12 protein-coding genes are annotated in these 12,568 nt (G+C 69.9%); all 12 read left to right on the forward strand.

What is annotated here, in order from left to right:
* The first annotated feature begins 1 nt into the window (after position 1).
* The 12 genes from ACZ69M_RS34370 to ACZ69M_RS34425 all read left to right on the forward strand — a co-directional run bounded on the left by ACZ69M_RS34370 (position 2) and on the right by ACZ69M_RS34425 (position 12,557).
* Positions 2-568, forward strand: coding sequence for a DoxX family protein (locus tag ACZ69M_RS34370; protein WP_470056065.1), 567 nt, complete (start codon positions 2-4; stop codon positions 566-568).
* On the forward strand, positions 565-1,815 hold the full coding sequence (locus ACZ69M_RS34375) for an NAD(P)/FAD-dependent oxidoreductase (protein ID WP_470056067.1): 1,251 nt from the start codon (positions 565-567) through the stop codon (positions 1,813-1,815). Before ACZ69M_RS34370 ends, ACZ69M_RS34375 begins: the two co-directional genes overlap by 4 nt.
* Complete coding sequence (locus tag ACZ69M_RS34380; protein WP_470056069.1) at positions 1,812-3,704, forward strand: 2-oxoacid:acceptor oxidoreductase subunit alpha; 1,893 nt, start codon at positions 1,812-1,814, stop codon at positions 3,702-3,704. The genes ACZ69M_RS34375 and ACZ69M_RS34380 overlap by 4 nt, the downstream gene beginning before the upstream one ends.
* On the forward strand, positions 3,697-4,755 hold the full coding sequence (locus ACZ69M_RS34385; protein ID WP_470056070.1) for a 2-oxoacid:ferredoxin oxidoreductase subunit beta: 1,059 nt from the start codon (positions 3,697-3,699) through the stop codon (positions 4,753-4,755). The genes ACZ69M_RS34380 and ACZ69M_RS34385 overlap by 8 nt, the downstream gene beginning before the upstream one ends.
* Before the next feature lie 127 nt (positions 4,756-4,882).
* On the forward strand, positions 4,883-5,671 hold the full coding sequence (locus ACZ69M_RS34390; RefSeq protein ID WP_470056072.1) for a PaaI family thioesterase: 789 nt from the start codon (positions 4,883-4,885) through the stop codon (positions 5,669-5,671).
* A 52-nt stretch (positions 5,672-5,723) separates the two neighbouring features.
* Complete coding sequence (locus ACZ69M_RS34395) at positions 5,724-6,509, forward strand: electron transfer flavoprotein subunit beta/FixA family protein (RefSeq protein WP_470056074.1); 786 nt, start codon at positions 5,724-5,726, stop codon at positions 6,507-6,509.
* A 36-nt stretch (positions 6,510-6,545) separates the two neighbouring features.
* Positions 6,546-7,508 (forward strand): electron transfer flavoprotein subunit alpha/FixB family protein, encoded by a 963-nt coding sequence (locus ACZ69M_RS34400; protein ID WP_470056076.1) that lies wholly within the window; start codon positions 6,546-6,548, stop codon positions 7,506-7,508.
* A 92-nt stretch (positions 7,509-7,600) separates the two neighbouring features.
* Positions 7,601-9,073: an aldehyde dehydrogenase family protein gene (locus tag ACZ69M_RS34405; protein WP_470056078.1), complete on the forward strand. Its 1,473-nt coding sequence runs from the start codon at positions 7,601-7,603 to the stop codon at positions 9,071-9,073.
* 24 nt (positions 9,074-9,097) lie between these two features.
* On the forward strand, positions 9,098-10,300 hold the full coding sequence (locus tag ACZ69M_RS34410) for an amidohydrolase family protein (protein WP_470056080.1): 1,203 nt from the start codon (positions 9,098-9,100) through the stop codon (positions 10,298-10,300).
* A complete protein-coding gene (locus tag ACZ69M_RS34415; RefSeq protein ID WP_470056082.1) occupies positions 10,293-10,514 on the forward strand; it encodes a ferredoxin in 222 nt (73 codons plus the stop codon). The genes ACZ69M_RS34410 and ACZ69M_RS34415 overlap by 8 nt, the downstream gene beginning before the upstream one ends.
* Before the next feature lie 10 nt (positions 10,515-10,524).
* Positions 10,525-11,307 (forward strand): SDR family NAD(P)-dependent oxidoreductase, encoded by a 783-nt coding sequence (locus ACZ69M_RS34420; protein ID WP_470056084.1) that lies wholly within the window; start codon positions 10,525-10,527, stop codon positions 11,305-11,307.
* Positions 11,304-12,557, forward strand: a complete 1,254-nt coding sequence (locus ACZ69M_RS34425) for a cytochrome P450 (RefSeq protein WP_470056086.1) — start codon at positions 11,304-11,306, stop codon at positions 12,555-12,557. Before ACZ69M_RS34420 ends, ACZ69M_RS34425 begins: the two co-directional genes overlap by 4 nt.
* Positions 12,558-12,568 lie beyond the last annotated feature (11 nt).

Here is a 12,568-nt window from a genome sequence, read left to right on the forward strand (position 1 = left end):
GGTGTCCGGACAAGTACCGCACGCGCATCGCGGCACGGACCTGGCGCGGCTGCTGCTGCGCACCGCCATCGGCGGCACCATGATCACGCACGGGGTGCGGCACGGCCGGACACTCGGTGGCACCGCCGGCTGGTTCCAGTCGATCGGATTCCGCGAACCCCGGCTCCAGGCCCAGCTCAGCGCGGCCGTCGAGGTCGGCGCCGGCGCCGCGCTCGTCGCGGGGGCGGCCACCCCGCTCGCCGCGTCCGCGGTCGTCGGGACGATGGGCGTCGCGGCCCGCACGGTCCATCTGCCCAACGGCTTCTTCGTGAACGCCGAAGGCTACGAGTACGTGCTGAACCTCGCCGTCGCCTCCGTCGCCGTGGCGGCACTCGGCCCCGGCCGGTGGAGCGTCGACGCGGCCCTCGGAATCGACCGCCGCCTCACCGGCCGCAAGGCCGCCGCGATCGCGGCCGGCCTGGGAGTGGCCGGAGCAGCCGCCCAACTGGCCACCTACTGGCGGCGTCCGGCCCCGGCCCCTGCCCCCGCCGACCCCGGCACCGAGACGGCGGCGGGAGGCACGGGATGACCACAGCCCCCGACCACATCGTGGTCGTGGGAGCGGGACTCGGCGGTCTGCGTACGATCGAACGGCTGCGCTCGGGCGGATACCCCGGGCGCATCACGCTGGTCGGCGCAGAGCCCCACCCGCCCTACGACCGCCCACCGCTGTCCAAGCAGGTCCTCGACGGCTCCTGGGAACCCGAACGAACGATCCTGCGCGGTCGGCCGGAACTCGCCGAACTGGGCGTGACGGCACGTCTCGGCAGCACGGCGGTCGGCCTGCGGGGCACGACCGTCGACCTCGACGGCGGGGACAGCGTCACCGGCGACACCGTGGTCCTCGCGACGGGGGCCGCCGCCCGCAGGCTGCCCGGCCAACCGGACGACGTGGTGACCTTGCGCACCCTGGACGACGCCGTGACGCTGCGCCACCGGTTCGGCTCCGCCCGCTCGATGATCATCGTGGGGGCCGGGTTCATCGGGGCGGAAGCGGCCTGGGCGGCGCGACGGCGCGGCCTGCAGGTCACCGTCCTCGAAGCGCTGCCTGTGCCCTGCGCCCGCGTCCTCGGGACAGAAGTCGGCACACTGGCCGTCCGCCTGTTCACCGAGGCGGGCGTCGACCTGCGCTGCGGAGCGCGCATCGGGTGTCTCAAGGACGGCCGCACGGTCGAACTGGCCGACGGGTCCGTCCTGTCGGCGGACATCGTCCTGGTCGGCGTCGGCGCGGTGCCCGACCTGGCCTGGCTGGACGGCGCGGGCACACGGGCGGCCGACGGACTGGCCTGCGACGAACGAGGGCGTGCCGCCGGCATGCCGGGCGTCTGGGCCGTCGGGGACGCCGCCGCCTGGTGGGATCCGGACGCGGGCGCCCACCGGCGCAGCGAACACTGGACCTCGACGATCGACCAGGCGTCCCGCGCCGCCTGCGACATCCTGGGCACCCCACTACCCCAGGCGACCCAGCCGTACGTCTGGTCCGACCAGTTCGGCCTGAAGGTACAGGTGCTGGGACGGACCGAGACGGCGGACGAGGTGCTGCCCCTGCACGGTTCGGGGCTCGGGGGAGGGGAGACGAAGGGCACCGTCGTCGGCTACTTCGCAGACGGCAGGCTGGTGGGCGTGGTCTCCTTCGGCGCCCCGGCGCTCGTCATGCGCTACCGCGCGTTCGTCACCTCTGGCGCCGACCGCGCCACGGTGCTCGCCCAGGCGGAACAGCGGCATCAGGGCTCCGGCGCCGCACAACCCGAAACAGTGGAGGCCCAGCCCAAATGACCAGCCAGGCCGAGCAGTTGAGCACGGACTCCGAGGGGAAGCCGGTACGTCGGCTGGATCGGATGACCATCCGGTTCGCGGGGGATTCCGGTGACGGGATGCAGCTGACGGGTGACCGCTTCACGTCGGAGACGGCGTCCTTCGGCAACGATCTCTCGACCCTTCCCAACTTCCCCGCCGAGATCCGCGCCCCTGCCGGAACCCTCCCGGGTGTCTCGTCGTTCCAGCTGCACTTCGCCGACCATGACATCCTCACGCCGGGGGATGCGCCGAACGTGCTGGTGGCGATGAACCCGGCCGCGTTGAAGGCGAACATCGGGGATCTGCCGCTGGGCGCGGAGATCATCGTGAACACGGACGAGTTCACCAAGCGGGCGCTGCAGAAGGTCGGCTTTGCGGTCTCGCCGCTGGAGGACGGTTCGCTGGACGGCTACAGCCTGCACGAGGTGCCGCTGACGACGCTGACGGTGCAGGCGCTGAAGGATTTCGACCTGTCGCGCAAGGAGGCCGAGCGCAGCAAGAACATGTTCGCGCTGGGGCTGCTGAGCTGGATGTATCACCGGCCGACGGAGGGCACGGAGCGGTTTTTGCGTGCGAAGTTCGCGAAGAGGCCGCAGATCGCGGAGGCGAATCTGGCGGCGTACAGGGCGGGCTGGAATTTCGGGGAGACGACGGAGGATTTCGCGGTCTCCTACGAGATCGCCCCGGCGACGACGTCGTTCCCGCCGGGCGTGTACCGCAACATCTCCGGGAACCTTGCCCTGGCGTATGGTCTGATCGCGGCCTCGCGGCAGGCGGATCTGCCGCTGTTTCTGGGTTCGTATCCGATCACGCCAGCCTCGGACATCCTGCACGAGCTGTCGCGGCACAAGAACTTCGGGGTGCGCACCTTCCAGGCCGAGGACGAGATCGCCGGGATCGGGGCGGCGTTGGGGGCGGCGTTCGGTGGTGCGCTGGGCGTGACGACCACCTCCGGGCCGGGGGTGGCGCTCAAGTCGGAGACGATCGGGCTGGCGGTGTCGATGGAGCTGCCGCTGCTCGTGATCGACATTCAGCGGGGCGGGCCGTCGACGGGGCTGCCGACCAAGACGGAGCAGGCAGATCTGCTGCAGGCGATGTACGGCCGCAACGGTGAGGCGCCGGTGGCGATCGTGGCCCCGCGCACGCCGGGCGACTGCTTCACCGCGGCCCTGGAGGCCGCCCGCATCGCCCTGACCTACCGGACACCGGTGATGCTGCTGTCGGACGGTTATCTGGCCAACGGCTCGGAGCCCTGGCGGATCCCGGAGCTGGCCGAACTCCCGGATCTGACGGTGCAGTTCGCGCAGGGGCCCAATCACACGCTGGCGGATGGCAGTGCGGTGTTCTGGCCCTACAAGCGGGATCCCAAGACCCTGGCCCGGCCGTGGGCGGTGCCGGGCACGCCGGGTCTGGAGCACCGCATCGGCGGGATCGAGAAGCAGGACGGCACGGGCAACATCTCCTACGACCCGGCCAACCACGACTTCATGGTCCGCACCCGGCAGGCCAAGATCGACGGTATCGAGGTGCCGGACCTTCAGGTGGACGATCCGGACGGGGCGGCCACCCTGGTGCTGGGCTGGGGCTCGACGTATGGGCCGATCACGGCGGCGGTGCGGCGGCTGCGCCGGGCCGGGGAGCCCATCGCGCAGGCCCATCTGCGCCACCTCAACCCCTTCCCGAAGAACCTGGGCCAGGTCCTTGAGGGTTACGACAAGGTCGTCATCCCGGAGATGAACCTCGGCCAGCTCGCCCTCCTGGTCCGGGCGAAGTACCTCATCGACGCCCACTCCTACAACCAGGTCAACGGCATGCCGTTCAAGGCCGAACAGCTCGCCGCGGCTCTCAAGGAGGCCATCGATGGCTGACCCCGCCAACACACTGCTGCAGCTGGTCCCCAAGGCCGCCGCCCGCCAGTCCATGAAGGACTTCAAGTCCGACCAGGAGGTGCGCTGGTGCCCCGGCTGCGGCGACTACGCCATCCTCGCCGCCGTGCAGGGCTTCATGCCGGAACTCGGCCTGGCCAAGGAGAACATCGTCTTCGTCTCCGGCATCGGCTGCTCCTCCCGCTTCCCGTACTACATGAACACCTACGGCATGCACTCCATCCACGGCCGCGCCCCCGCCATCGCGACCGGACTCGCCGCCAGCCGCCGTGATCTGAGCGTGTGGGTCGTCACCGGGGACGGCGACGCGCTGTCCATCGGCGGCAACCACCTCATCCACGCCCTGCGCCGCAACGTCAACCTGAGGATCCTGCTGTTCAACAACCGGATCTACGGCCTGACCAAGGGCCAGTACTCCCCGACCTCCGAGGTCGGCAAGATCACCAAATCGACGCCGATGGGCTCCCTGGACGGACCCTTCAACCCCGTCTCCCTCGCCCTGGGCGCGGAGGCCTCCTTCGTCGCCCGCACCATCGACTCCGACCGCAAACATCTCAGCGAGGTCCTGCGCCAGGCCGCCGCCCACCCCGGCACCGCCCTCATCGAGATCTACCAGAACTGCAACATCTTCAACGACGGTGCCTTCGACGCACTCAAGGACAAACAGCAGGCCGAGGAAGCGGTGATCCGCCTCGAACACGGCCGGCCGATCCGCTTCGGCCCCGACGGCTCACGCGGCGTGCTCCGCGACCCGGCCACCGGCGACCTCACCGTCGTCGACGTGACACCCGACAACGAAGGCCACATCCTCACCCACGACGCCTACGCCCCCTCCGCCACCACCGCCTTCGCCCTCTCCCGCCTCGCCGACCCCGACACTCTCCACCACACCCCCATCGGCGTCCTGCGCTCCGTGCAACGACCGGTCTACGACATCCAGATGGCGGACCAACTCGACACGGCCATCGAACACAATGGCAAGGGCGACCTGGCCGTACTCCTCGCCGGCGGCGACACCTGGACAGTCGTCTGACCCAGGACCCTTCGCCCAATGGCCCGTCAGCCCCGAGCCCTCAGGAGAGCCTTGACAATCGAGCGACCAAAACTAAATATTGACGTCGATATCAATAATGAACTTGCGGCGTGGGGGCAGAGTGAACATGAGTACTGACGCACAGGCGACGACCCCGAGGCGCCACCTGCTCAGCGAACTCGGCTTCAGCATCAGGAGCGTGGGGGAGGAGTTGCACGGCACGGCCGTGGTCACCCCCGAGATGCATGTGCCGGGCACCGAGCACCTGCGGACCTCGGTCCTGGCCACCTGGGCGGACACTCTCATCGGTCTGCTGGCCGCTCGGACCATGGCTCCTCGCGTACCGGTGACGCTGGAGCTGGAGGTGCACCTGTATCGACCGGCACCCGCGGCGGGCACCGTGCGCTCGACCGCCAGGGTCATCCGGGCCGGCCGCTCGGTCTTCGTCGCCGGCGCCGAGTTCACCCAGGACGACGGTCAACCACTGGCCGTGGCGAGTGGATCGTTCATGGCGTCGCCGTACCCCGGCTCCCTGCCCGCCCTGCAGAGCATCGACGTCCCGCCTCAGGAGCAGCGGCTGGCCGTGCCGCTCGCCGAGCGGGCCAGGTGCGAGCGCCGGGGTCCGGGAGAGGCGGTCCTGCCGCGTTCCGAGGACGGGTTGAACGCCTCGGACAGCATCAACGGCGGCCTGATCGCCCTGGCCGCCGAGGAGGCACTGCTGTCGCTGGCACCGGGCAGCACCCTGTGCTCGCTGGGGCTGCGTTATGTCCAGGCCGCGCGTGTAGGCCCGCTCGTCGCCGCAGCCCGTATGCACGCCGGTCTCGGACAGTTGGAGCTGCGGGACACCGGCAACGGCCACCGTCTCACCGGCACGGCCACCGGCCGGGCGGTCGGCGACGGCGGATGGCCCAACTGAGAACGGCATGTCGTCGGCCTCCGTCTTGAGTCACCTTGCGAAGGGATACCCAGTGAGTTTGAAGATCGTTGTGTGTGTGAAGTACGTACCGGACGCCACGGGCGACCGGCACTTCGCCGATGACCTGACCGTCGACCGGGACGACGTGGACGGTCTGCTCTCCGAGCTGGACGAGTACGCGGTCGAGCAGGCGCTGCGGATCGCCGACGATGCGGACGATGCCGAGACCACGGTCCTGACCGTGGGTCCGGAGGACGCCAAGGACGCGCTGCGCAAGGCGCTGTCGATGGGGGCGGACAAGGCCATCCACATCGAGGACGACGACCTGCACGGCACGGACGCGATCGGCACCTCGCTGGTTTTGGCGAAGGCGATCGGGAAGGCCGGCTTCGACCTGGTGGTCTCCGGTATGGCCTCCACCGACGGCACCATGGGCGTCGTCCCGGCGCTGGTCGCGGAGCGGCTCGGGGTGCCGCAGGTGACGCTGCTGTCGGAGATCTCGGTCGAGGACGGCGTGGTCAGCGGCCGTCGTGACGGCGACGCCGCCAGCGAGCAGCTGGAGGCCTCCCTCCCGGCCGTCGTCTCGGTGACGGACCGGTCGGGTGAGGCGCGCTACCCGTCGTTCAAGGGGATCATGGCGGCGAAGAAGAAGCCGGTGGAGTCCTGGGACCTGTCCGACCTGGAGATCGAGGCGGACGAGGTCGGCCTCGCGGGGGCGTACACCGTCGTGGACTCCGCTGCGACGCGTCCGGCCCGCACCGCGGGCACGATCGTCAAGGACGAGGGCGAGGGCGGCAAGGAGTTGGCCGCTTTTCTCGCGAGCCAGAAGTTCATCTGATCCAACAGGGCCTGATCTCGCAGGAGTTGCTTTCTCATGGCTGAAGTCCTCGTCTACGTCGATCATGTGGACGGTGCCGTCCGTAAGCCCACCCTGGAGCTTTTGACGCTGGCCCGCCGTATCGGCGAGCCGGTCGCCGTCGCCCTCGGTAACGGCGCCGGCGACACCGCCGCCGTCCTGGCCGGGCACGGCGCGGTGAAGGTGCTGACCCACGAGGCGTCGGAGTACGCCGACTACCTGGTGGTGCCGAAGGTCGACGCGCTGCAGGCCGCGGCCGCCGCCGTCTCCCCGGCCGCGGTGCTGGTGCCGTCCTCCGCGGAGGGCAAGGAGATCGCCGCGCGTCTGGCTTTGCGGATCGGTTCCGGCGTCCTCACCGACGCCGTCGACCTGGAAGCCTCCGACGAGGGTCCGGTGGCGACCCAGTCGGTGTTCGCCGCCTCGTTCACCACCACCACCCGGGTGGTCAGGGGCATCCCGGTCATCACCGTCAAGCCCAACTCCGCCGCGGTGGAGCCGGCTCCGGCCGCCGGCACGGTGGAGGCGCTGGCGGTCTCGTTCTCGGACGCGGCGACCGGCACCAAGGTGACGGGCCGTACCCCCCGTGAGTCGAGCGGGCGTCCGGAGCTGACCGAGGCCGCGATCGTGGTCTCCGGCGGGCGGGGTGTCAACGGTGCCGACAACTTCCCGCTCATCGAGGCCCTCGCCGACTCCCTGGGCGCGGCGGTGGGTGCCTCGCGGGCGGCGGTGGACGCGGGCTGGTACCCGCACACCAACCAGGTCGGCCAGACCGGCAAGAGCGTCTCCCCGCAGCTGTACATCGCCAACGGCATCTCCGGCGCCATCCAGCACCGGGCCGGCATGCAGACCTCCAAGACCATCGTGGCCGTCAACAAGGACGCCGAAGCCCCCATCTTCGACCTCGTCGACTACGGCATCGTCGGCGACCTCTTCGACGTCGTCCCCCAACTCACCGAAGAGATCAACACCCGCAACTCCTAGTTTTCCTCGAACAATAAAGATTTAGAACCGTTGACTAGAACGCCATATCTTGTTTCACTGATATGACGTTCTAGGGACGGAGGTCGTGGCGTATGCCCGACGTCATCGGAGCGCGACGCTCCTTCATCGCCGGCCGCTGGATCGACGGCGACCATCCCTTCTCGGTGACGAATCCCGCTGACGAGTCGCAGGTGTGCGAGCTGTCGGCCACCCCGCCCGCCGAAGTGCGACGGGCCGTCGGCGAGGCCAGGCGCAGCTTTGAAGAAGGGGTCTGGGCGGACCGCCCGGCCGGGCGGCGGGCCCGCCTTCTGCGTACGTTCCTCGACCACCTCGAGTCGATGCGCGAGGAACTCGTCGCGACGATGGTCGCCGAGGCGGGTCAGCCGACGTGGTTCGCCGAGACGACCCAGTTCGACGCCGGACTGGCGATCGCCCGCGCCACCATCGACCTCTACCTGTCGCTGGCGCACGAGGAGGCGAACCCCGTCCCGGTCGACGAACTGGTCCGCGCCCGGGTCGCGTTGAGCGTCCGCCGCTATGAGCCGATGGGCGTGGTCACCGCCATCACGCCGTACAACGCCGCCTTCCTGATGGCGCTTCAGAAGATCGTCCCGGCGCTCATGGCGGGCAACTCGGTGATCGTGCGCCCGAGTCCGCTCGCGCCGATCTCCTCGCTCGCCCTCGGGGTCGCCGCCGAAGCGGCCGGGCTGCCGCCGGGTGTGCTCAGTGTCGTCGTCGAGGACGGCGCGGTCGGTGCCGAACTGCTGACCTCCGACCCGGACGTGGATCTGGTCTCCTTCACCGGGTCCACGGCCGTCGGTCGGCAGATCCTGGTCCAGGCGGCGCCCACGGTGAAACGCGTGGCCTTGGAGCTCGGCGGGAAGTCGGCCCAGATCTACCTGCCGGACGCGCTGCACCGCGTGGGCCCGGGCGCGGCCGGCGTGGTCGCGGCGACCGCCGGGCAGGCCTGTGTCGCGGCCACCCGCATGCTCGTACCGCAGGAGAGCAAGGAGGAGGTGCTGGCGGCCGTCTCGGCGGTGTACTCCGCGCTCACGGTCGGACCGCCGACCGAGCCCGACACCCTTCTCGGCCCGGTCATCAGCGCGCAGCAACGAGCCCGGTGCGTGCGGTTCGTCGCGCTGTCCCAGGAGCACGGCAGCAAGGTGGTCGTGGGCGGCGGGCGCCCGGCCGGACTCGACCGCGGCTACTACTTCGAGCCGACGGTCCTCGACGTCCCGGACAACGCGAACCCCGCCGCCCGGGAGGAGATCTTCGGGCCGGTCCTCACCGTGATCGGCTACCGCGACCCCGACGACGCGGTGCGCATCGCGAACGACAGCCCCTACGGCCTCTCCGCCCAGGTGTACTCCGCGGACGTCGCGGCGGCGACCGCGCTCGCCCGCCGGATCAGGAGCGGAGCCGTCAACGTCAACACCAGCCTGTTCAGCGCGTACGCACCCAGCGGCGGTTACAAGCAGAGCGGACTGGGGCGTGAACGCGGGAGCGAGGGGATCCGCGCGTTCCAGGAGATCAAGCACATGGCCATTGGCGAGCTCGCTCGCTAGTCCCACGAGTCCAAGGGAGGAACCGTGACAGACACCCGCTCGCTCAACTGGCTCATCTCGGTCGACGACCACATCCTGGAGCCCGCCACCCTGTGGGTCGACCGTGTCCCGGCGAAGGACCGGGAGCGTGTACCGCACATGGTCAAGGACGACAAACTCGGTGAGGTCTGGGTCTACGACGGCAAGTCCTACCAGACCACCGGCCTGTCCGCGGTCGCCGGCAAGTCCAAGGAGGAGTTCAGCCCCGAGCCGGTGAGCTACTCCCAGATGCGGCGGGCCTGCTTCGACCCGGTCGCCCGCGTCGAGGATATGAACCGCGCGGGCATCCTCGCCTCGCTGTGCTTCCCCTCGCTGACCCGGTTCTGCGGCCAGCTCTTCTACGAGGCCGGCGACCGCGACTACGCCCTGACCTGCCTGAAGATCTACAACGACTGGCTCATCGAGGACTGGTGCGGGTCGGCCCCGGGCCGCTACATCCCGCTGATGCTCATTCCGTTGTGGGACCCGCAGCTCGCGGTGAAGGAGATGCAGCGCTGCGCCGCACGCGGTGTGACCACGTTCGCCTTCTCCGAGGAGCCGACCAAGCTCGGCCTGCCGTCGATCCACGACCCCTACTGGGCGCCCGTGTTCGCCGCGGCCGACGACCTCGGCATGGTCGTGTCCATGCACGTCGGATCGTCCTCGAACATTCCGAAGATCTCGGAGGCCGCCCCGTTCATGGCCAACCTGGCCTGGGGCGCGATCCGTACGTCCGGCGCGATGCTGGACTGGCTGTTCAGCGGGCTGTTCACCCGCTACCCGAACCTGAAGATCGCGCTGTCCGAGGGCGAGGCCGGCTGGATCCCGTACTTCCTGGAGCGGGCCGAGCAGGTCATCGACAAGCAGCGTCACTGGGTGTCGAAGGGCGTGCAGTTCAGCGACTACGCCAACAACGAGGTCGACCTGTTCTCCCTCGACATCCGTCAGCTCTTCCGCGACCACGTCCACGGCTGCATCATCGAGGACCACCACTCGATCGCCAGCATCGACGTGATCGGCGAGGACAACATCATGGTCGAGACGGACTACCCGCACTCCGACTCGACCTGGCCGGACTCGATCGAGGTCGCGCAGAAGCTCGTCGCCCCGCTGACCCCCGAGCAGCAGTACAAAGTGCTGCGCGGCAACGCCGAGCGGCTGTACCGCTTCACCCCCGCGGAGCCGCCGACCTCCACCGCTCGTGGCTGACCGCCCGCCGCAGGCCGCGGTCGTCGTCGACCGCGAACTCTGCCTCGGTGTCGGGATGTGCATCGTCTACGCGCCCAGGACCTTCGCGCACGATGCCGAGTCGAAGGCGGTCGTCATCGAACCCCCGAACGACCCGCTGTCCGAGATCCGCAACGCCGTCGACGCGTGTCCGATGGGAGCGATCGCTCTGCTCCCCGGGCACGAGGAGGAGTGAGGTGAGGGACGTGTCGGTACAGGACAAGGTGGTCGTCGTCACCGGCGCCGGTTCCGGTGTCGGCCGGGCCTCCGCGCTAAGGTTCGCCGCGGAGGGCGCGTGCGTGGTGTGCGCCGACATCCACGCCGAGTCGTTGAAGGAGACGGCCCGGCAGATCGAGGCGAGCGGCGGCACCGCCGTCGCCGAACAGTGCGACGTCTCGCGTGAACCGGACGTGGCAGCGGTGGTGGCCTCGGCGGTCGAGCGATTCGGCCGGCTCGACATCATGTTCAACAACGTCGGGATCCCGACCCCCCGCTTCGGCATGCAGTTCGAGGACCACACCATCGAGGACTTCGAGCGACTGACGCAGGTCAACTTCCGGGGCGTCTTCCTGGGCAGCAAACACGCGGTGCTGCAGTTCAAGCGGCAGGGGGACGGCGGCGTGATCGTCAACACCGGCTCCGCCGCGGGCCTCGTCGCCTGGGGCGGAGCCGTTTACGGTGCCACGAAGGGCGCGGTCCACCAGCTCACCCGCGCTGTCGCCATCGAAGGGGCGCCGTTCGGCATCCGGGCCAACGCCATCTGCCCCGCCGGTATGCCGTACACGGGCTTCATGGCCGCGGGCGGTGCGAAGACGCTGTCCGCCGACGACGCGGACAAGGTGGCCCAGCAGGTCGGCGCGTCCCACCCGCTCGGACGCCCCATCACCGCCGAGGACTGTGCCGAGGCGGCCCTCTTCCTGGCCTCGGACCGTGCCGCCAACATCACCGGGGTGCTGCTGCCCGTGGACGGCGGGTATGTCGCGCGATGACCGCCACCCAGAGACTTCTCGACATCAACCGGGTCCGGGAGCTGTTCGACCTCCGCGGCAGCCTCCTGGACCGAACCGGCGGCAGCTACGAGGACGACCCCTACCCGGTGTGGGCCAGGCTGCGGGAGCAGGCGTCCGTGCACGAGGGGACGTTGCACCAACTCACCGGGATCGACGCCCCGTTCGCCTTCCAGGGGCTGCCCGAGACCGGCCGGCCGCACTTCTCGGTGTTCACCCACGCCGCCTGCAACGCGGCCTACCGCAACACCACCCTGTTCGCCTCGTCGCCCCAGGCGGTCGACTTCGACGGCGACCCCGCCGTACTCAACAGCATGCTGTCGATGGGCGGCGAGCAGCACCGCCGCTACCGTGCGCTGGTCCAGCCGTCCTTCGTACCGCAGCGGGCCCAGTGGTGGGTCAGGCACTCGATCCAGGAAACGGTCGACACCCTGATCGAACACATCCTGGAGCAGGGCCGGGGCCGCGCGGAACTCAACGTCGACTTCTGCGCGGCGATCCCGGTCCTGACGATCACCGGCGCCTTCGGCATCCCCGTCGAGCGAGCCCTGGACGTACGGGCCGCCCTGTACGACCCGCCCGCGTTGCTGGAGATCATCGCGCCGATCGTCGCCGCCCGGCGGGAGAACCCGACGGACGACCTGATCAGTATCCTCGTACAGGCCGAACTGGTCGAGGAGGACGGCGTCCGCCACCGCCTCTCCGACGCGGAGATCTACTCCTTCGCCCTGCTGCTGCTGGCCGCGGGCTCCGGCACCACGTGGAAGCAGATGGGCATCGCCCTCACCGCGCTGCTGGAGCGCCCCGCCGTCCTCGACGCGGTCCGTGCCGACCGGATGCTGCTCGGCCCCGCGATCGAGGAGTCCCTGCGGTGGATGCCGACCGACCCGATGTTCTCGCGGTGGGTCACCGACGACACCGAGTTCTACGGGACCCGCCTGCCCCGGGGATCCGTGGTGCACCTGTGCGTCGGCCCCGCCAACCGCGACCCCGCCCGCTGGGAACGCCCGGACGAGTTCGACATCCACCGCCCGCCCCGCGCGTCGCTGGCCTTCGGCGGCGGCCCGCACATCTGCCTCGGCATGCATGTGGCCCGCGCGGAGATGATGACCGGGATCGGCTCGCTGCTCGACCGTCTGCCGGGCCTGCGCCTGGACCCCGACGCGGCGTCGCCGCGGTACATCGGGTTCTACGAACGCGGCGCGACGGAGATCCCTGTCGTGTTCGGCTGAGAGGAAGACCG

It is taken from the genome of Streptomyces sp. NPDC107454, from assembly GCF_055582885.1.